This is a genomic window from Varibaculum sp., from assembly GCF_008661855.1.
GTDB classification, from domain to species: domain Bacteria; phylum Actinomycetota; class Actinomycetes; order Actinomycetales; family Actinomycetaceae; genus Varibaculum; species Varibaculum timonense_A.
This window is the reverse complement of record NZ_RPZY01000009.1, coordinates 19,647-40,058: the sequence shown is the minus strand read 5'-3', so window position 1 is coordinate 40,058 and position 20,412 is coordinate 19,647. Positions and strand designations below refer to the sequence as shown.

General features: G+C 49.0%; 17 protein-coding genes. 9 read left to right on the top strand and 8 right to left on the bottom strand.

Annotation, left to right across the window (positions count from 1 at the left end):
• Positions 1-7: 7 nt before the first annotated feature.
• From QZT94_RS01130 to QZT94_RS01120, 3 genes are read left to right on the top strand one after another with little or no spacing between them, the layout of a single operon-like run.
• Complete coding sequence (locus tag QZT94_RS01130) at positions 8-1,309, top strand: oligosaccharide flippase family protein (protein ID WP_296761955.1); 1,302 nt, start codon at positions 8-10, stop codon at positions 1,307-1,309.
• A 41-nt stretch (positions 1,310-1,350) separates the two neighbouring features.
• Positions 1,351-2,418 carry a UDP-N-acetylglucosamine 2-epimerase (non-hydrolyzing) gene (wecB, locus tag QZT94_RS01125; RefSeq protein ID WP_296761958.1) on the top strand — a complete coding sequence of 356 codons (1,068 nt, stop codon included), beginning with the start codon at positions 1,351-1,353 and terminating at the stop codon, positions 2,416-2,418.
• Between the two features lie 7 nt (positions 2,419-2,425).
• The gene (locus QZT94_RS01120) at positions 2,426-3,583 is read left to right on the top strand and encodes a glycosyltransferase (RefSeq protein ID WP_296761960.1); all 1,158 of its coding nucleotides are present in this window, start codon (positions 2,426-2,428) and stop codon (positions 3,581-3,583) included.
• 2 nt (positions 3,584-3,585) lie between these two features.
• Here the strand turns inward: QZT94_RS01120 and QZT94_RS01115 are convergent, their stop codons facing one another.
• Positions 3,586-4,659: a glycosyltransferase gene (locus QZT94_RS01115; protein WP_296761962.1), complete on the bottom strand. Its 1,074-nt coding sequence runs from the start codon at positions 4,657-4,659 to the stop codon at positions 3,586-3,588.
• Positions 4,660-4,789: 130 nt separating this feature from the next.
• On the opposite strand from QZT94_RS01115, the gene QZT94_RS01110 reads away from it, so the two are divergent.
• Positions 4,790-6,400: an asparagine synthase-related protein gene (locus QZT94_RS01110; RefSeq protein WP_296761964.1), complete on the top strand. Its 1,611-nt coding sequence runs from the start codon at positions 4,790-4,792 to the stop codon at positions 6,398-6,400.
• Positions 6,401-6,441: 41 nt separating this feature from the next.
• Positions 6,442-7,554: a glycosyltransferase family 4 protein gene (locus QZT94_RS01105; protein WP_296761966.1), complete on the top strand. Its 1,113-nt coding sequence runs from the start codon at positions 6,442-6,444 to the stop codon at positions 7,552-7,554.
• 40 nt (positions 7,555-7,594) lie between these two features.
• Here QZT94_RS01105 and QZT94_RS01100 read toward each other — a convergent pair whose 3' ends face one another.
• Genes QZT94_RS01100 through QZT94_RS01090 form a run of 3 tightly spaced genes read right to left on the bottom strand, consistent with a single transcriptional unit; the run spans position 7,595 to position 11,414 of the window.
• The gene (locus QZT94_RS01100; RefSeq protein ID WP_296761968.1) at positions 7,595-9,574 is read right to left on the bottom strand and encodes a DUF6541 family protein; all 1,980 of its coding nucleotides are present in this window, start codon (positions 9,572-9,574) and stop codon (positions 7,595-7,597) included.
• Positions 9,575-9,630: 56 nt separating this feature from the next.
• The gene (locus QZT94_RS01095; RefSeq protein WP_296761970.1) at positions 9,631-10,773 is read right to left on the bottom strand and encodes a glycosyltransferase family 4 protein; all 1,143 of its coding nucleotides are present in this window, start codon (positions 10,771-10,773) and stop codon (positions 9,631-9,633) included.
• Positions 10,774-10,817: 44 nt separating this feature from the next.
• Positions 10,818-11,414 (bottom strand): acyltransferase, encoded by a 597-nt coding sequence (locus QZT94_RS01090; protein ID WP_296761972.1) that lies wholly within the window; start codon positions 11,412-11,414, stop codon positions 10,818-10,820.
• A 113-nt stretch (positions 11,415-11,527) separates the two neighbouring features.
• Between QZT94_RS01090 and QZT94_RS01085 the strand changes: the two genes are divergently transcribed.
• Entirely contained in the window at positions 11,528-12,829 is a 1,302-nt protein-coding gene (locus QZT94_RS01085) for a nucleotide sugar dehydrogenase (protein WP_296761974.1), read from the top strand.
• A 17-nt stretch (positions 12,830-12,846) separates the two neighbouring features.
• Here QZT94_RS01085 and QZT94_RS01080 read toward each other — a convergent pair whose 3' ends face one another.
• On the bottom strand, positions 12,847-14,151 hold the full coding sequence (locus QZT94_RS01080; protein WP_296761976.1) for a TrpB-like pyridoxal phosphate-dependent enzyme: 1,305 nt from the start codon (positions 14,149-14,151) through the stop codon (positions 12,847-12,849).
• 319 nt (positions 14,152-14,470) lie between these two features.
• Here QZT94_RS01080 and QZT94_RS01075 point away from each other — a divergent pair, with 319 nt between their 5' ends.
• The 3 genes from QZT94_RS01075 (at position 14,471) to QZT94_RS01065 (ending at position 17,235) form a co-directional block, all read left to right on the top strand.
• Positions 14,471-15,493 carry an ATP-binding cassette domain-containing protein gene (locus tag QZT94_RS01075; protein ID WP_296761978.1) on the top strand — a complete coding sequence of 341 codons (1,023 nt, stop codon included), beginning with the start codon at positions 14,471-14,473 and terminating at the stop codon, positions 15,491-15,493.
• Positions 15,490-16,230, top strand: coding sequence for a methionine ABC transporter permease (locus tag QZT94_RS01070; RefSeq protein WP_296761980.1), 741 nt, complete (start codon positions 15,490-15,492; stop codon positions 16,228-16,230). The genes QZT94_RS01075 and QZT94_RS01070 overlap by 4 nt, the downstream gene beginning before the upstream one ends.
• A 180-nt stretch (positions 16,231-16,410) precedes the next feature.
• Entirely contained in the window at positions 16,411-17,235 is an 825-nt protein-coding gene (locus QZT94_RS01065) for a MetQ/NlpA family ABC transporter substrate-binding protein (protein ID WP_296761982.1), read from the top strand.
• A 104-nt stretch (positions 17,236-17,339) separates the two neighbouring features.
• Here the strand turns inward: QZT94_RS01065 and QZT94_RS01060 are convergent, their stop codons facing one another.
• Genes QZT94_RS01060 through QZT94_RS01050 form a run of 3 tightly spaced genes read right to left on the bottom strand, consistent with a single transcriptional unit; the run spans position 17,340 to position 20,284 of the window.
• The gene (locus QZT94_RS01060; protein ID WP_296761985.1) at positions 17,340-17,822 is read right to left on the bottom strand and encodes a PTS glucose transporter subunit IIA; all 483 of its coding nucleotides are present in this window, start codon (positions 17,820-17,822) and stop codon (positions 17,340-17,342) included.
• A gap of 4 nt (positions 17,823-17,826) precedes the next feature.
• Positions 17,827-19,422 carry an N-acetylglucosamine-specific PTS transporter subunit IIBC gene (nagE, locus tag QZT94_RS01055; RefSeq protein WP_296761987.1) on the bottom strand — a complete coding sequence of 532 codons (1,596 nt, stop codon included), beginning with the start codon at positions 19,420-19,422 and terminating at the stop codon, positions 17,827-17,829.
• Positions 19,412-20,284, bottom strand: coding sequence for a PRD domain-containing protein (locus QZT94_RS01050; protein WP_296761989.1), 873 nt, complete (start codon positions 20,282-20,284; stop codon positions 19,412-19,414). The genes nagE and QZT94_RS01050 overlap by 11 nt, the downstream gene beginning before the upstream one ends.
• Positions 20,285-20,412: the final 128 nt, after the last annotated feature.

Sequence of the window (20,412 nt, the reverse complement as noted above, 5' to 3'; positions counted from 1 at the left end):
GGAAGTAGTGCAAATAAAAAGCATTCGGAAAAAACTTCTTGCTCTTCTACGCCGCAGCACGTTCCTAAACAATGTCCTAACCCTGGTTACTGGAACTGCTATCGCCCAGGCAGTTGGAATTGCGCTGGCAATTCCTTTGGCACGCCTATACACCCCTAGCGATTTTGGGCATTTCGCCATCTTTTCTTCCATCTCTGCTTTTGCCGCCACCATTGCTTCTCTGCGCTATGACCTGGCAATAGTCTTACCGAAATCAGATTCGGTAGCGAAACAAGTTCGCCGCCTAGCGCGCAGATGCATTCTACTAGCTTCTATTTTGACTTCGCTGCTTTGCATTGCAGGCGCCGACTGGGTTGGGAAAACCTACCAATCTCGACCTCTAACCATCTGCCTGTTTTTTGCTGGCATCTCAGTCTACGAGGTTGCAGAACTGTCTAACGTACAATACTGGCTGACCCGGAAAACTGAATACAAACTGATTGCGCAAAACCGGGTCATCCAAACCACCGGCGTTGCTGTTTTACAACTAGGATTCTTTTTCCTCTTCCCTTCCGTGGTCGGTTTATTCCTGGGAACGATTACCGGTCAAGCTCTAGCCCTCATGCTTTTGCTGTGGAAAACCCGGAAAGACCTACGCCCGGACAAAACCGAAAATCTTCCTTCCCTGCGGGAGTTAGCGGTTCGCTACCGTAAAATGCCACTCCTCAACGGCCCAAATGTGATGGTAGATGCCCTACGAAACAACGGAATGAATCTCATAGTAGGTTTATCCGGAGCCGGGGTTCTCGGTCAATTCAGCAAGGCGCAAGGAATATTGCAGGTGCCGATGGGGTTCATTACTGCTTCGGTGACCCAGGTGTTTTACCAAAGAATGGCGGTAGTAAAACCGGGCGAAATGCTCCCCTTAGTAAAGAATGTAACCAAGAAATTAACTCTCTTCGCTATCCCGGTGTTTACGCTGGTGTTTATCTTCGCTCCCTGGCTTTTTGTCTTCCTCTTCGGTCCGCAGTGGGATCAGGCAGGTTACTATGCACGCGCCCTCACCCCCTGGATTCTGGTAACCGTGCTTACCTCCCCAATTTCCAATATTTTCATAGTTACCGAAACCCAGGAACGAATGCTGGTTTTCGCGATTTTTTATTGCGCGGTTCCCTTAGCGATTCTGTTCTTCTCGCCCCTCACCATGCTTACAACCGTTGTTATCATGAGTTTGACCATGGCGGCGATGCTGCTCTTCATGTTGGCGATGGCATTTAAAGTAGCCAAAAAGTTTGACCTGGGGTTACTAACGCGCAATCCCGCTACCTAAACCTGGTTCTTTACTAGGGCAGTTAAACATAGAATGACCCTATGAAGATTCTGTCTGTTGTTGGAGCGCGCCCCCAGTTCGTTAAACTTGCCCCCATTGCAAAAGCGATAGAAAAGCAGGGAGCGGAGCACATTATTGTGCATACCGGGCAGCATTATGACCCGATGCTATCGGATGTGTTCTTCCGTGACTTAGGGATTCCTGACCCAGACGAGCATTTAGGGATAGGCAGCGGCAACCACGGCGAACAAACCGGGAAAATGCTAATCGCCCTTGAACCAGTGTTTCAAAAATACCAACCAGATTGGGTTTTAGTTTACGGCGACACTAACTCTACTTTGGCTGCCGCGGTCGCAGCGGTAAAGCTGCATCTACCGCTCGCCCATTTAGAGGCAGGGCTGCGGTCTTTTAATCGCCGAATGCCCGAGGAACGCAACCGGGTTTTAACCGATCATGCCGCTGACTTGTTACTTGCTCCCACTGTGGTTGCAGCCGAGCATTTACGTAACGAAGGTCTAGCCGAGCGCACCGTAGTAGTCGGTGACGTAATGACCGACGTAGTTTTACAGGTAAAAGAGCAGGTAAAAGAGAAGCCTTCTCCGATTATGGAGGAATTTGGTTTTTCTGAGGGCGCATATCGGCTCGCCACTATTCACCGCCCCGATAACACCGACGATAAAAATCGGTTAGAGCAAATCCTTGATTCTCTTGCCGACCTGGATTTGCCGACAGTTATCTTGGCACACCCCCGCCTGGTGGCGAAGTGCAAAGAGCACGGTATCCAGCTTTCCCGCGGAAATCTTTTGGAGCATCGTCCTCTCGCTTACCCGGAGCTGGTAGCTTCCGCCCTGCATTCGGCGGGAGTGGTAACCGATTCCGGAGGGCTACAAAAGGAAGCATTCTTGTTGGGAACCATGTGCACCACCGTACGTCCTGAAACTGAATGGGTAGAGACCGTAGAACTGGGGTGGAACCAGCTAGTTGAACCGGGAGCTACCCTGGTGAAAGCTGCCCAGCGCCCTCCGGCAAAAGCTACCGACCAAGCCCCTTACGGAGACGGTAAAGCAGCCGAGGTCGTGGTCAAAACTATAAGTAACTGGCAAGGCTAAGATTAAAATGCGTGTTTTATGGATTCCCTCCTGGTATCCAACCGCTGATAATCCCGCGAATGGAAGTTTCTTCGCGGAACAGGTTGATATGCTTCGCACCTGCGATATGGACGTGAGGGTGGTGGTCACGACCAGTGCTACCATCAAACAAGTAGAGCAGCAGGAAGCCCTGAAATTAGTTCCGATTCCCGATGGCTGCTCGATTGCGGTTCCCGCTATCCCCAGATCTATCGTTCCCGGAGATACCGCTATTGCACGGCTGGCAGCTAACAAAATAGCAGCATTCTTTGATGAGCAAAACTGGATACCAGATGTTATCCACGCACACTCTGTTTTTCCGGCGATTCTAGTAGCACGACAACTAGCGCGTATTTGGAAGGTTCCGTTTGGGATAACTGAGCACCGCCCCTCTACTCTTAGGATTAATCCCAAAGGTTTTCGCTATAAAGCCATCAGGGAAGCGGTAACCAAAACTGCATTTCGTTTTACGGTTTCTGATGATATGGCAAGTGCGCTCACCACCTTTTATGATTCGAAACCGTTTATTGCCTGCCGCCTGCCAGCTGCAAGTAGTTTTTTCTATCAAGACCTTTACTGTGGATTTTCCGAAAAATTCACCTTTGGTCATGTTTCTTCTCTGGATAGCAATAAGTGTCCCGTAAACATTCTTAAAGCCTTTTCACAATTGGAAAGCGCTACCGGATGTGAGCTGAAAATCGCGGGAGGTAGCTACAAGGAAATCAGTGACCTAAAGGCGTTAGCAGAAAAATTAGGTATATCTACACGAGTGAAATTTTTGGGACAAATCCCCAGAGACGATATGCCAGAGCTGATGTCTAAACTGGACTGTTTTATTTTGGCTTCCACCCGAGAGGCTGGGGGCACAGTTCTTTCAGAGGCACAAGCCTGCGGAATCCCCTGTATCTCTACAACTACTCCGGCAGGAAACTTCGCTATTAACTCTTTTAATGGATCCCTGGTTCCCATCGGAGATATTGCCAGTCTCAAAAACGCTATGCAACATCACTTAAATCTGGGGAAACCTAGTTTGAGGCTACGGACGCTAATCAGGGAGCAGGCCCGCGACGCCTGCTCCCCGCCGGCTTTCGCCAAAATCCATAGCCACTGCTACCAGGAAGTCACCGCAGGGAATCAACGCTGTTAGAGCTATTGCAGGCGGGTGAGGGTGTCGGCTACGGCTTGCGCCCGTGATTGCCAAGTTTGAGACTTTGCGACTTCCCTAGCGGTGGTAGCCTTTTGAGCTATCTCGGACGGATTTTCCGCTAAATGATTCAAAAGATTCCCAATCGCTTCTCTGTCATAGGGAACTACCCAGCCAGCACCAGTTCTTGCCACTAGCTGCGCTACATAAGTACCAGCACTAGCTAAAACTGGTTTTCCTCTGCCTAGATATTCAAAAAGTTTAAACGGAGCAGCAAAAGCTCTATACTCTTCCGGTTCCAAAGCCAATAAGCCGATACCAGCCCATTCATATTGGCTGTCCAACTGATCTTTTTCAGCATGAACTATTTCTATGTTTTCAGCGTCCTGAAGATTATATTCGACTTTTACTTGTTCCCAGTCTTTGTTACGTACACACAGACGCATACGGGCATCAGATCCCCGCACTGCCTCACAAACTTTATGTAAACGATAGTGGGAGCCTATTCCCCCGACATAAAAGACATTGCACTGGTCTACCAGCGGAGAATCAACTAGTTCTGCCCCCGGAGGCAACTCGGCAACCGGTTTGAAACCCTTTAAATCTAGGTATTCGCCCATAGCTTGTGAAGGCAAGAACAGTTGCACTTTATTGCGCCGATAAATAAACCAATCCAGCCGTTGGAATAGGTCGGTTACCCGATTCCAGACAGTTGTCGAAGTTTGTAAATCTTTACGGAATCTCCAATATACATCCCGGTAAAACACCCCGACTGGGATACCATGCGCTTTACAAATCTGGTGAATAGAGTGGTCAAGGAAAGGGGCAATCCCTTTTTTCAAAGAATCAGCGAACAGGTTTGGCTGCGTAGAGTTCTCAAAATAAAGAAAATCGTATTTCACTCCCCTTTGCAGCGACCGCCGTAACTGTTTCTTTAGGCTGCGCCGACGGGAGACATCACCGCTTAAGTCAAAGACTTCGTACCCTAAACGCGAAAAAGCCTCGCGCATAATCCGAGGACGTAACCGGGAAGCCGAATTTGCAGTCTCTGGGATTTCATAGGGCGCATGAAAAATCATTCGTTTTACCAAAGATAACTCTCCAACAGGCTAGATTAACCAATAGTAGTATTCTGCCACACCGCCCTAAGGAAAATCCCTAGGTGCTAGCATGGAGCAGGTTAGGACTCTAACGAAGAAAAGGAAGGCAGTGGGCACAGTTACAACTGTTGGAATGAGTGCTAACTGGTCACAGTTAGATTCCGACCCTCAAGAAAAAATACAGGTAAAATCCCTGTTAGATATAGATACCACTCCCCTCAGAGGTGGTATTGACCCAGCCAGCTGCATGAAGATGCGACAAAACTGGGCTGCCCTGCAAATAGGTGAGCACGGGGCTATCTTGGCTACCGACCCCCTCCGCTCTTTCCCGCTATATTGGGCTCGAACCAAGGAGGGCGTGGCAATCTCCGATTCTTGCTTCACCTTAGCAAAGAAAATCGGAGCTCGTCCTAACCGAAAAGTATCAAACTATATGCGGTATACCGGTTTTTGCCCCGGAGAAGAAACATTTTTCGCAGAAATTTCCTGTTTATCACCAGGGACGATTCTACATCTTGATTCTGTCGGGAAAGAAGTATCCAGAGTTTTCTATGACGATAATAGTTTCTCACTAGAACCCGCAATCACCAATGAGTTATCTTTCCGAAAAGAACTAGAAAATAACCTAGATTTAGTGATGAATAGAATGCTGGCAAGCATTGGTTCTAGCCGGATTCTGTTACCCCTCTCCGGCGGTTTAGATTCCCGCCTATTAGCTACCTGGCTGGTCAATCAGGGGGTAAACAATCTGCTGGCATTTAGCTATGGGGAATCCGCAAGCCAACCCGAGGCTAAAATCTCCCGGGAGGTTGCCTCGCGTCTGGGGATTCCTTTCGAATTTGTGGAACTCTCTTCCCAAAGAGTACATAGCTACTGGCAACGTAAAGAAACAGCGGAACTGTTACGTTATGCATCCTCCGGAAATGCACTGCCCCATATCCAGGACTTTGTTGCCTTGCAAACTTTGCTAGATCAAGGGCAGACCTCCCCTGGCGATGTATTACTTCCCGGTCACACTGTGGTGGGGAATATGCACAACCTGGAGCTGTTAGAGCAGACCAACACTACCTTTAAAGATATAACTCACGCGGTCATCAGTAATCACATGGGTTTAAGATATGGTCGACCCCCGCAATCTATTCAAAACCAAATGCGGGACGATTTGCTTACTCTAGCTAATCATCTTGATTTTGATGGCACTCCCCGCTCTACTCAACGTCTGGTAGAAGCATTTAATCTGCATGAACGGCAAACTAAATACATTAATAATTCGATGAAGATTTATGAATACCTCGGTTTACGCTGGGCGCTTCCGATGTTGGACAGAGAGTTTGCAGCCTGCTGGTTCTCAGGTGCGGTGGAACTAACGGCAAGCCGAGAATTCTATAAACGCTGGATAAATGCACTCTATGACGCTAAGACCGGTAAATCTAATCCGCTGTATGGGGCTAGCCGACTCCCGATACCCGGCTTTATCCGCCCCCTGGCGATTAAACTCGCCCACCTGACCCACTTTGACGTTTTAGTGTCTCATCTGCGCTCAGTTCATCTCACCATGAATCATCCGCTTGGGTTTACAAAATATTTACCGAAGATGAATCGGCTAGAACTCGCCTCTCGTCTGTTATTCGAAGGACCAATCATGGGGATTTGGACACGAGAGTTCCTTCACGGCAGATGGCATCAAGATTTAGATATTTTTGACCAGGTCGATAGTTAAGAAAACTTAGTGCCAAACCAGGCGGGAACGAGGAAGAGAAAATGCGGGTTGCCTACACCATCGGGATACTCAGAGTTCCTCCCACCTATTTCGCGATTCAGCATGCGGAAAAACTGAAAACTAACATTTCTGCACTCTTCGGCCTGGTTGTGGAAAAAAATGATGATTCAATAAAAATCCCCTTAATCTCGGCTGTTCCGGGCGAGGGCGTGCTCTCTTTTCGCAAGCGAGAGTATATTGAACCTTTATTCTTAGGTCGAATGAGCAGACAAATTACTGCTTTCCATCCTGACATTATTCATCAGCACTTCGCTACCTGGGCGATTCCCGCAACGAAGGCGGCTAAGAAAACCGGCGCGCCCCTGCTGGTAACCTTGCATGGCGCAGATGTGTTTATGCAGTTACATCCACCCCGCACCCTAATGGGACGCTGGCACCAAAAGAACTACCTTGCGGTAAAGAAGGAAGCAAATAAAATCTTGCCGGTAAGCCGCTATCTAGCCGATAAAGCTATAGAAAGCGGATTACCTGCCAGCAAAATCGAAGTTCACTACCAAGGTATCGACACTGATTTCTTCACTCCCCCGCCGACGCCCTCTAAAAATGAAATTCCCACAGTTTTACACGTGGGGGCTTTAAGCCTTGCCAAGGGAATTCCCACTTTAATTAAAGCCTCAAATATATTAAAGAGAACCATTCCCCATAAGTTGCTGTTGGTCGGAGACGGATCATTAAAACCAGAGGTATTACAGGCTCAACAACAGTACTCTCATATCTGCTATCTGGGGGCAAGGAATCGCGAACAGGTAAGAGATATGATGCAAAAAAGTGACCTGTTTGTACTGGCCACGCAGCAACATCAAGGACGAGAAGAAGCAGCAGGTCTGGTAACTTTAGAGGCTCAAGCCTGCGGAACCCCAGTAGTAATTAATCGCTCGGGTGGGGCAGTAGAAATGTTAAGTGAAGACGTAACCGGTTTTACTGCCGAACGCGAAAATCCAGAGTCTTTAGCGCACCAAATGCAAAAGTTCCTTTCTTTAGATCGCGCATCCCAAATAGAAATGGGGAAAAAGGCTCGGGAGTTTGTACTTAATGAAAGAAGTCTTGACTCTTCATGTCAGCGATTACTGTCTATGTACCACTCACTTTTGTAATGTTCTGTCTCTGTTTCCAGGCTAGGGAACATCTCAGTTCCTAGTTACAGGCAGTAATCTCATAGAGGGCAGCGGTTCCCCCGGAATCAATTTTCCGCAAAGCCGACCAATTGATATTTCGATAGAATCCGGGAGACTGCTTTTCCGAATTTTTTGCCATATTTGAAAGGTCGGAATCGTAATAGAAATAGGCAATATGGTGTTTCTTTAGAACATCACAAACTTCCTGGTCACGCCCAATATCAGAAAACCTATTTTTTAGATAGTTTTCGGCTTTATTTGAAGGACGGTAATACAACTGAGGCAAAACCACTTCCCTACCACTGACAGCTTGCGCTAAAGCGGAGCCATTCATCGGATCTCCCAGTATCAAGCCTTTATCTAAATTTTCTTCACGCAGCCGGTAGAGCATAGCTATTTCGCCAGACCTGGCAACGATGGTAGAAAAAGTGGAGTCAGGGTTATAAACCATCCGATAATAAGAGGCCTTAGCTATCACTCCCAGGGGAATAGTGCTCACCAGAGCTAGAGCGCTAATCCCACAGAGAAGTGGATTAAGCTTTTTCGCGGATGTTTTCAGATATTTGCTAACTATTTGCGGAAGCACCGAGAAACAGGCAGAAACTCCCAAAGCCATGATTATGACGTGGGGGACAGCTAAAGCGCTCAAGGCGCGATAGGGACTCATATACCATATACCCCCCAGAATCGTAAGGGGGAATATGCGCCACATGGTAGATAGCACCACCAGTGACATTGCCCCCCAGGCGCAGGTGACAACTATCGCAGATTTTCCGAAATGGCGAACGAATACCATTCCCATAAGGGTTACGAACAAACATAGAAACGCCAATAAATGCCGACTCGTTCCTACCAGGGAAGAAACCGGAATAGGATCAGCAGAAGCCAAAGATAGGATTTTGATAAAAGCTGATAGGGAGACATTAGGAGTGGTCTCGTAGGCGGTTGCCATCCGGTGAAGGGTATCTGAAATATAGCTGTTAGACATGATGGTTACAGTTACCACTACTAGCAGAGCCGCCAAGCCACTTCCCACAGCAACTAAGGCTTTAGCTCGCTGCTTCACGGAAAGTGCTCTTAACCAATTCCAAAGCATATACAGCGAAGAACCTAGTCCCAGCATACAGACATTGAACAGGAATGACGGATGTACTAGGCACAGAGGCAACACTAAAGAGCTTAAAAATACTATACGAATCACGCGGTCATACAGCGCCCTGGGATAAGATATCCGAAATAGAAATACAAAAGCAGCCCCTAGGGACGGCAGGCAGGCAACAGCCAGAGAGTTCGGGAAAACTGGGTAAGCGCTTTGTAGATAGGTAGGATAGACACTCACAACGCTTGAGCAAATCTGCGTAGCCAACACTATATCTGGGCGTTTAGGGAATAGTCCGTATGCAAGCAGAGATAACCCTAGAACCCAAAGCACCCCCACTACGACGTGCATACTGTTCACGCCGCTAACAATGGTGTCTTTCGTGGTAAATAGAGACACAAAATCATGCCAACCACTCGGGTAAATAGTTTTAGTGGTCTCTAAACCATACATTCGGGTTGCCCCACCGAAGGTTGAACCATTTCCAGAATTTAGGATGTTCCAAACCAGATTCATATGGAAAGTCGAATCAATCTGCTGAATAGGGCTCCGAACAGAAGTTGCGAAATAGAACGGAATGATTTGTAAGAGACAAGCTGCAACCCCGGTAGGAAGAAGCCACCGCGGTGGAGCAGTCACGTGCACCGGCTGGCATTTTCGCGACAGGAGATAAGCTGGAACGAAACTTAAAGCAGTCATCAACGAAAAACTAGCAATCCCCCATCGGATTCCCGCTAAATCAGCTAATACTGCTCCTAATGCACAAAAAGATAAGCTAATCAGTGGGGCGAACGCCCAGGCTGCAACCCCTTTTATCCGGGAAACCCAGGCTAGGGTCAGACCGGGAATATAAAGAATCAGTAAGGAACAAATTACTTGCAGCAGGTAGACCTGAAACACTAATTCTCCTAGCAGTAGTCTTTAATGAATACTTTTCTCTATTACCGATTAGGATTTTAACGATTCCCTGCGAGAACCTTAGCAACCGCCCGAGAGGATGCCCGCAAGGAACGATTATTAATTATCCATTGTCGCCGTTTTTCCCGGCTCTCAAGTGTGCTTTTTTCAGCATCGAAATCGCTAAATACCTTGCTGATACTGCTAAGAGAATAATCGGCACAAAACCCTAAAGAATTATCCACAATGTCTGACCTAGCCGGCCCCGGTCCCGCATAGATTACCGGTGTTCCACATGCCAAAGTAGACAGGACTTTCGTGGGGTAGGCATGGTCATATCCAGCGCCAGCTTTTATAGAAACCAGTCCTGCCTCTGCGCCAGCTATCCAGCGTGCAGTTTCATCGGGAGGAAGCGTTTGTAGGACGTGAACGCGTCCTTTCAAATCCGGTTGTTCGGCCTGTTCTTTAAGTAAATCCCAGTCACTGCCCTTGCCAAGAAACACTAGATGATGAGGAATGCGATCAATCACCTGAGCCAGAGCAGAGATAAAGATGCTGGCACCTTGCCATTCGGAAGCAGTGCCGGTGTAAATAAAATAGGGCGCATCTGCCAATCCAATATCATCTCTCTCAGCGCGAGATAACGGCTTAACTTCGCTGGTAAAGGTATCAGTATCAATTCCGTTGGGAATAAGATATACAGACTTTGCTCCCATTGTGCGCGCGGTCTCAGCGATTTCTTCATTAACCGCGATTACTGCCGCCGCGCCCCGAATGGCGAATGACTCTAAGGCTTTCACCGCAGTTACCACAAATTTGGGTGCGAAGGACGCACTGGCAGCTCCCCACAAATCCGGCAAGTAATACACATAGGGAACTCCCAGAATCCTCTGGGCTATCCGCATAAAAAACCCGGTAGTAGGAGGGGGCTCCACTAAAGTCACGGCAGCGCGAGGCGAGAACAGGACTCGAAAAAATGCCGGGATATCAAAACTCAGATATTGCAGATACCCGCGTACGTAACCTTCTTTATCGCGCAGTACCGGGAAACGCCGTACCCTACCTTGTTCATTGGCTGCCGCTCCTGGGGGTGCGGTGGTGGTCACTACCTCGACTTCTACTCCCTTGTCGCGTAAAGCCTGAGCTACGCCCGCCAAACGGAACGAGGCCGCTGCAGCCTCTGGAACATAAATTCGGGACACTATCCTAACGAAACCACGCCGTTTACCCACCTAAATTCCCCTGACTAGATTTCTCGCAGCTTATTTTCGCAAATTTCGCGAAAACGCTTGCCGGACTGGGGACACTCATACACACCCTCTTCTCCCGGAACGGGCTGTAGTTTCACCCCTGCTGGCCCCACCCAGCCGATACGGCGCGCCGGAACCCCGGCCACCAGGGCGTATCCTGGAACATCTTTGGTGACTACTGAACCGGCTGCTACCAGAGCCCAGCGTCCGATAGTTACCGGAGCTACGCACACCGAGCGCGCGCCAATCGCTGCCCCCTGCTTAATGGTGACCCCCACCTGTTCCCAGTCGGAGGCAGACTTAATCGAGCCGTCCTCGTTAATAGCTCGGGGAAAATGGTCATTAGTGAGCACTACCGCCGGTCCGATGAACACTCCATCCTCTAGGGATGCCGGCTCGTACACCAGGGCATAGTTTTGCACTTTGCAGTTATCACCCATCCGCACGCCCTCGCCGATATATGCGCCGCGCCCGATAATACAGTTCTTACCCAGCTGGGCGTGTTCGCGCACCTGAGCCAAATGCCAAACGCTAGAGCCCTCCCCAATCTGCGCTTCGGGGGAAACATCTGCACTATCAACTATGCGGGTCATAAAACCTCCAATGGTGAGTTTTCTTCCTCTTACCCTAACGCAAGAACACAAGTGCAGTTACCATGCTTAGAATATAAATAAACTAAATTCGTCGCTATTATTTTGGAGCTTTCATGCGCGTAGCAGTTGTGGCAATGGGAAAAATCGGCTTACCCCTAGCGGTACAGTTTGCCTCTAGCGGACAGGACGTGATTGGGGTCGATGTTAATGAAAAGACCGTTGAGCTTATTAACCAAGGTAAAGAACCTTTCCCCGGGGAAGCCCACCTGCAAGAAAAACTCTCTGAACTAGTACCGGCTGGTAAACTTCGCGCCACCACCAACTACGCGGAAGCTATCCCTAACGCAGATGCCATCGTTTTGGTAGTTCCCCTGTTTGTTGATGACGAAACCTGGCAACCAGACTTCGGTTGGATGGATGGGGCTACTCGTTCCTTGGCAGAGCACTTAACCCCGGGAACCTTAATTTCCTACGAAACCACCCTGCCGGTGGGTACTACTCGTAATCGTTGGAAGCCCCTGATTGAAGAAGTATCAGGGCTAAAAGAGGGTGAGGATTTTCATTTAGTATTCTCCCCCGAGCGGGTATTAACCGGACGAGTATTCCAGGATTTGCGCCGTTACCCCAAACTGGTAGGCGGGCTATCTGAGGCAGGTACCCAGGCGGCAATCAAGTTTTATGAAAGTGTCCTCCAGTTTGACGAGCGTCCCGACCTGCCCCGCGAAAACGGGGTTTGGGACATGGGTAACGCCGAGGCCGCCGAGATGGCCAAGCTGGCAGAAACCACCTACCGAGACGTTAATATCGGGCTAGCTAACCAATTTGCTGTCTACGCGGACAAAGTCGGTATTGACGTACAAAAAGTAATTGATGCTTGTAATTCGCAACCATATTCTCACATTCACCGCCCCGGGATTGCGGTGGGCGGACACTGCATTCCGGTTTACCCGCGTCTGTACCTGTCTACCGACCCTGATGCTACCGTGGTTCGCACCGCGCGCACCTATAACGCCGGAATGCCCGAATACGTAGTATCCCGGGTAGAGGACGTGCTGGGCGATTTGAAAGACGTCAAAGTGGCGGTACTGGGGGCTTCCTACCGGGGGGCAGTTAAAGAAACCGCATTCTCCGGAGTGTTCGCTACCGTTGACTCCTTGCGCAAGCGGGGGGCAAAAGTACTGGTACATGACCCCATGTTTAGCGACCAGGAACTCGCGGGCTTCGGTTGGGAGCCCTACCACTTCGGGGAAGAAATCACCGCCGCCATCGTGCAAGCAGACCATGCGGAGTACCAATCCATCAGCGCAAAAGACTTACCCGGCATCAAATTATTATTTGACGGTCGCCGGATAACCAATCCTCAGCTATGGAAAGGCACCCCCCGCATGGTCATCGGAAATTGGGCTTCCCAATAAAACGAATACCCCTATTTTTACTGTTTAAGCACCTGGTGATAGCTGGCTAAATCTAGCACCCCGTTACCGGAAACTCCGATTAGCACTACCTGCCCGTCCTTAGCCTCGCCGGAGCGGATAAAGTCCAAAGCTCCCGCAATCGCGTGAGTGGATTCAGGAGCCGGAATAATACCCTCTGCCCGGGCGAATTGTAATCCGGCAGCAAAAGTTTCTTCCTGCGGGTATGCTCGAGCTTCCATGAGTCCTAGATGGTAGGCATGGGAAATCATCGGAGCCATCCCGTGATAGCGTAAACCTCCAGCATGAATGGGATCGGGAACGAAATCATGCCCCAAGGTGTACATCTTCATCAAGGGGGTCAATCCGGAGGCATCCCCATAGTCGTAACGGTATTCACCCTTGGTGAGCGAGGGACAGGCTGCCGGTTCACAGGCAACTACCCGGGTTTTGGCATTGTCTCGAATGTTGGTACCAATAAATGGGGTCGCCAAACCCCCTAGATTTGAGCCGCCACCTGCACAACCAAAGACCAGGTCAGCCCCGGATTCTCCCGCTTTAGATAGTTGTTCTTGTGCTTCTAAACCGATAACGCTCTGGTGGATAAGAACCTGGTTCATCACCGAGCCCAAAGCATAATGTGCCTGAGGATCGGACACCGCAGATTCCACCGCTTCTGAAATCGCCATTCCCAAAGAACCGGTGGTGTCGGGATGCTCCGCGAGGATTTTACGTCCCGACTCGGTTAGCTCCGAGGGCGAGGCGTGGCATTTTGCACCATAAACTTCCATTTGTAAGCGCCGATAAGGCTTGTGGTCATAGGAAGTACGTACCTGCCACACTTCACATTGCATCCCCAACATCGAGCACGCCATAGCCAGGGAGGCGCCCCACTGACCAGCTCCGGTTTCGGTAGTCAGTCGCTTAATTCCCGCAACGGCATTGTAATAGGCTTGGGCGATAGCTGAGTTAGGTTTATGGGAACCGGCAGGTGAGTTACCCTCATATTTGTAGTAAATCCGGCATTTAGTACCTAATTCACGCTCTAGGTTATGGGCGCGGTACAGCGGAGCCGGTCGAAAATTGGTGTAAAGTTCGCGAATTCGTTGCGGAATCTCTATATAGCGTTCCTTACTCATTTCCAGTTCGATTAGTCCCGGAGGAAACAGAGGCTGCAAATCCTGAGCAGTTATTGCTTCTTTGGTCTGGGGATTCAGATAAGGAGGCATCGGCTCTGGAAAATCAGCGGCAAGATTGTACCAATGGCTGGGAATCTGGTTATCAATAGGGAATCCACCCGGTTTTACCTTGAGATTATCAGTCATTATTACTCCTATCTTTTTGTTTGTTTTAACCGCCGCCACCTAGACATAAAAATACCCGCCAGGAGGCGGGTTAATATGCGCATGAGAAAGCAACCCGCCTAAGCGAGCCACCACCACTGGATTTTATTTACCGGTGTCATTCTCATACCCACACTTTAGCCAAAACGTGAAAGCAACTACAAGCTGTCTCAAAAATTGGTGTTTTCCTTTTTTGGGCTTTAGTCTGAAATTAGCCATCAAGAGCAGTGCAGAGACCTGGCTCGCGCACTGCAGCAACCGATAAGACGGTGCTAATGCCAGGACCGATGGAAAGGGACTTATGACTAGCGTTAAAACGGATAAACCGCTGATTGAATTGCGGGACGTTTATAAGATTTATCCCCGCAAAAAGCAGGACAAGCTACACGCCCTTGATGGGATTTCCTTAAAAATCGGGGCGGGGGAAATCCACGGTATCGTTGGTCAGTCGGGAGCCGGAAAATCTACTCTAATTCGCTGTTTAACCGCACTGGAACGTCCAACTTCCGGCGAGATTCTGGTTGCCGGTCAAAACCTTTCTACTCTTTCAGAAAAGCATCTACGCCAGGCTCGTCGCTCTATCGGAATGGTGTTTCAAGCAGCTAACCTATTAGATTCGCGTACAGCCGCCGGAAATATTGCCTATCCGCTATATTTGGCGGGACAAAAACGCGGTGAACGCCACGAGCGGGTGCAAAAGCTCCTGGATTTGGTGGGGTTGCATGATCGGGGTTCCTCTTACCCCTCTCAGCTTTCCGGGGGGCAGCAACAACGAATAGGGGTCGCCCGGGCACTTGCCGATGAACCCCAAGTGTTGCTGTGCGACGAACCTACCAGCGCTTTGGATACGGAATCTACCAAGCAGATTCTGCATTTGATTAAAGATGTTCATGACCGTCTGGGCGTTACCGTCCTGATTATTACCCACGAGATGAGTGTGGTTCGAGAGATTTGTACTCATGTCACCTTGTTAGAGGGCGGGAAGATTGTGCAGACGGGGTCGGTAGCAGATGTAGTCAAAGCGCACTCCTCGCGGCTAGCTAAAGACCTGGTTCCACCCCCTAATGTAGAGGGCGAAGTAACTTTACAGGGTAAAGCCGCCACGGTGGTGGATATTGCGTTTACCTCTTCACCAGGAGTACCTACCGGTTCGAAAGTTATGGATTTGGTTGCTGAGCTGGGGGGCGATATCGTTGCCGGAACTTTTGAGACTGTGGGAACCACTCAAGTTGGTCGCTTGGCTGTAGGGGTAGAATCCACGAGACTGGACGCTTTTATTCGCGAAATGGAAAATCATCACATCTATACGGAGGTGCGAGCATGAGCTTTATCGCTACTACCTCACAGGTTGTGAATATGATGCCCTTCGCCGCGGATAGCTCTGGTCGTTGGTTTTCCAACCCGGTGATTACTAATAATCTGCTGGACGCCACTTTAGAGACCATCTATATGTCTTTATGGGCGGGATTATTCTCGATTCTGCTGGGATTGCCTATCGGTTTGTTGCTGGTGGCGACCGCTCCCGCAGGGCTGCTCTCAGGGTCTAAAGTCGCGCGCGTGCTCTACGCAGTGCTGGGATTCATTGTGAATGTGGGACGCTCGTTACCCTTCATTATTTTGATGATTTCGATTATTCCCTTTACTCGCCTGCTAGTGGGCACGACTTTGGGCTGGAAAGCTGCCGTAGTGCCATTAACGCTGGCAGCAGCTCCTTTCTTTGCTCGCCTGGTAGAATCCAATGTCCAGGGGGTAGAGAGTGGCAAATTGGAGGCCGCAAAAATGGCGGGGGCTTCCAATTGGCAGATCATGATGGGGGTACAGGTGCGCGAGGCGCTACCTGCTCTAATCCAATCAGTTACCGTCACTTTGATTTCTTTGATTGGTTACGGCGCGATGGCCGGTACTTTGGGTACCGGCGGCCTGGGTGCTCTCGCTATAAACTATGGTTACAACCAGTTTATGGGTGACGTAATGCTAATCGTGGTCATCGACATCTTGTTAATCGTGGTCATCGTACAGTGGCTAGGAGATATGCTTAGCCGGCTGGTAGATCACCGCTAAGGGAAAACCAGTCGGAGACCTATTACCGCTAAATCTAGCGGTTTTCAATAAAAGTCATTTCTTCTGGAGTAGCACTTGCTATCCAGAAATCCCCCTCCGTAGTCCATTTCGTAGACGCTGGTGAGGGCGGGTAAGAAAACTTTGTAAACTACCTAAAAACTACTTATAAGGATATTTAAAATGAAAACTTGGAAAAAAATTGTGGCTGCAGCTGGAGCTGCTGGCTTAGCTTTGAGTCTTGCCGCTTGTGGCAGTAATTCCGCTGAAGATACCAATAAACTGGTCGTGGGTGCTTCCCCTTCTCCGCACGCACAGATTTTGCGTTACGTGGCCGATAACCTGGCGGAAAAGCAAGGTATTCAGTTGGAAGTAAAAGAATACACCGACTACATTCAGCCGAATGAAGCCCTGAACTCTGGGGATTTGGATGCCAATTATTTCCAGACCGTTCCCTACTTTGATGAGGTAACCGCCAAGAATAACTGGCAGTTCGATCATGGCAAGGGAATCCATTTGGAGCCGCTGGGTATTTATTCCGAGAAGATCAAGGATATTAAGGATGTTAAAGATGGCGCCAAGATTGGGGTCATTAATGACACCACCAACCAGGCACGTGCCCTAAAGCTACTGGCTGATAATGGTTTGATTAAACTACCGAACGACGAAAAGCAGCAGCTGGTATCGGTGATTGCGAAGTCCAAAGAATACAATCCCCGCGGCTTTGAACTCTCCGAGGTAGAAGGACCACAATTGGTGCGTTCCCTCGCCGACCTGGATATTGCGGTGATTAACGGTAACTTTGCGCTCGGTGGAGGCAAGAAACCCTCAGATGCTTTAATTTTGGAAGCCACTGAGAACAATCCTTCCCTAAATATTCTGGCTTGGAAAAAAGATTCCAAGAAAGCAGAAGCGGTAAAGAAATTAGATGCTCTTTTACATTCGACAGAAGTTAAATCATTCATTGAAAAACAATACGCAGATAAATCTGTGTTACCTGGGTTTTAAGGTTTAATTCCTAAATCTAATACCTAATAGATAAGGGTGGGGGCATCAGGATTATCCTGATGCCCCCACCCTTATTAATCACAATCAGTGGCGTGGAATAGAACTTATTTCAACGTCACCGTGCAACCTTTAGCTCCAGCCTTTACATCTCCACTAGGGGAACTGACTGATTCCACCTGAGCTTTTTTAGTAAACACCACAGGGGTAATCGGATCTTTTTCTAGGCTGATTATTTTAGGAACATCTACTCGAACAATCGGTTGTCCGGCACTTACGGTATCGCCTTCACAGGCGAGTAGTTCAAAACCCTCACCTTTCAGCTGTACCGTATCAATTCCTACATGTACCAGCACTTCCAGCCCATTTTCGTCCCCGACTATCCCAAAAGCATGTCCGGTTTTGAATAACTTAATTAGTTTTCCAGAAATCGGAGCCAATACTTCTTGAACCTGCTCGTCAGGCTGGACAGCGAACCCTTCACCCAGCATTTTTTGAGCAAACACTGGGTCGGGAACCTCTGTCACTGCGTGTAGCTTTCCGCTGAGCGGAGACAATACGGACTGTTTCTTTTTGCCGAAGCCAAACACTGTTTTATTCCTCCTGTTCACCCATAAGCACAGCTGAACTGGACTTTAGCAGCATTGCCATATCGTCGTACACGAACTGAACCTGAGGACCAATCACCACTTGGATTGATTTTTGACCAGGACGAATAATCCCAGCCACTTTGGCCGCTTTAATTACTTTCTCGTTAATCTTCAGCGGATCCTTTACATTTACCCGCAGACGGGTAGTGCAATAATCCAAAGTATCAATGTTCTCTGCGCCACCTAAACCATTGAGAATGGTTGCAGCTTGGGAAGAGGGATCAACGTCCTCTAGGTCGGACATATCTAGCTCGTCATCTTCTAGTTCCCGTCCCGGAGTATGCATATTCATTACCCCAATCAAGGCATAGAAAATCACGAAGTAGAGAGCGAAGAACACTACGCCCATTACCAGCAACATATACCACTTGTTAGCCACCGGGTTTTGAGCCGATAGGAACATATCTACGAAACCGGCAGAGAAACCGAAACCGGCAGTCCAGTGCATTGCCGCTGCAATCGCGACCGAAACACCAGTCAATAGGGCGTGAACCAGGTAAAGAACCGGAGCTACGAACATGAAGGAGAACTCTAGAGGCTCGGTTACACCGGTAAAGAAGGAGGCTAGCGCGCCAGCCATCATCAGAGCGGCAACAGTCTTCTTCTTCTTATCTTCAGAACGCAGGTAGATAGCCAAAGCAGCGCCCGGCAGACCGAACATCATAATCGGGAAGAAACCAGCCTGGTAACGTCCAACTACCCCAACAACCTCACAGGTATTAGCGGCAGAATCCCAAACACCAGGACAATCAGCGGCAGTCTTTGCGGCTTCAGCAGCAGCAATAGTTGCCCCGCCGCCTAGGAACTTGCCGATGTCATTAATCCCGACAACATCAAACCAGAAAATAGAGTTCAAAGCGTGATGTAGACCAGTGGGGATTAACAACCGGTTTACAACGGCGTACAGACCGGCACCGATAGCCCCCATACCTTGAATCCATTGACCGAAGTTGAACAGAGCCGAGTACAGTAGCGGCCACAGTACGAACAGAATCCCCGCTAATACGATCGAGAATAGCGAAGTAAGGATAGGAACCAAACGGCGTCCCGAGAAGAATGCCAAGAAATCAGGCAACTTGGTCTTGTGGAAATGGTTGTAAACCCAAGCAGCTAGTAGACCTACCAGGATACCAATCAAGACGTTCTTGTCATTGATTGCTGCCCAACCTTGAGAAGCCCAATTCAGAGCAGCATCGCCCTCAAGCTTCGTTAAATCTACGCCCTTGTAAGAGGCTACAGCGTCCTGTCCAACTACCAGTTTAACCGTGGCATAACCCAAGAAACCGGATAGTGCAGACGCACCGTTATTATCTTTTGCTAAACCGAATGCTAGGGCGATAGCAAACAACCACCCCAGGTTGTCCAGTACCGCTCCACCGGCTTTAATCAACACGTAGGCAGCTACGTTATTAGCACCCCAACCTGTAGGGTCAATCCAGTAACCGATACCCATGAGGATTGCAGCTACGGGCATTACTGCCACAGCACCCATTAGGGCACGACCAAAGCGTTGCAGCCCTGCCATTGCTCTATCTTTCATTATTCATCCTTTTGTCGGATAACCGCTTCGCGCCTTGCGATACGGCTTTTAAATCTTCGCACCAACCATGTAAAAACATCGCCAGATAGGCAATTTCGCCTGTAACCTGCGATGATAATGGTTTCTGGATAAGTCTCCCGATCAATATTTTCGCCATGCTCCATTCGTCGCCTAGCTGACCGCGCAATATAAGCGCGATTTTATTTTCCCGGAAGTTACCGGCATGTACCCGTCTTTGCAGGTGCGCCAAATGACCGGTGAGATCGGCGCGAAGATTATTAGGTACGTCCTCCACTCCTAACTGGGAAGCTACCGTGTCTACCAGGCTGGCGAGCTGATTGGCTTCCGCGAGAGGACGTTTTACATTCCTTCCCGTACGTGCCGCCTGCAAATGCAAAGTTATCAAGGCGGCTTCATCGGGAGGCAAATTAATACATAGATTAGAGTTAAGAAAATTCACTATCACCTGGGCGGCTTTAAATTCTTCAGGATAAACCGCGGCTATTTCAGCTAATAAAGTGGAATGAGGTAGGGAGCCATGATGCAACCTTTGTACCGTAAACACCAGGTGATCAGTGAGCATCAGGTAGATGGAGGGATCTAATGCCCCCCCCAATAAATCGATACCCATATTAATAGCTTGCGAAATAATTTCTAGGACAGGGGTCTCTACGTTTTCCAGCATTTCTAGGAATGCTACTCGGTCTTTCCCAGTAGCCACGAAAGTTTGTTGGGCGGTACTGGGGTCAAGATTAGAGCCCGGTTTTTTACCGAAACCTATTCCTCGTCCTAATAAAATAATCTCGTTTTCTTGATTGCCAACATAAGCCAGTACCGCGTTGTTATTAAAAACGCGCGTCACCGTATATTGACTGCCTACCAAGATGGGAATCTCCTTGCAAAAGGTTAATGAAGCGTCCTCGCTTTCCCTGTCCGGTATTGCCCATCACCCAAGGGACGGTTACACCCAGATACATTCTTCAAAGTAAA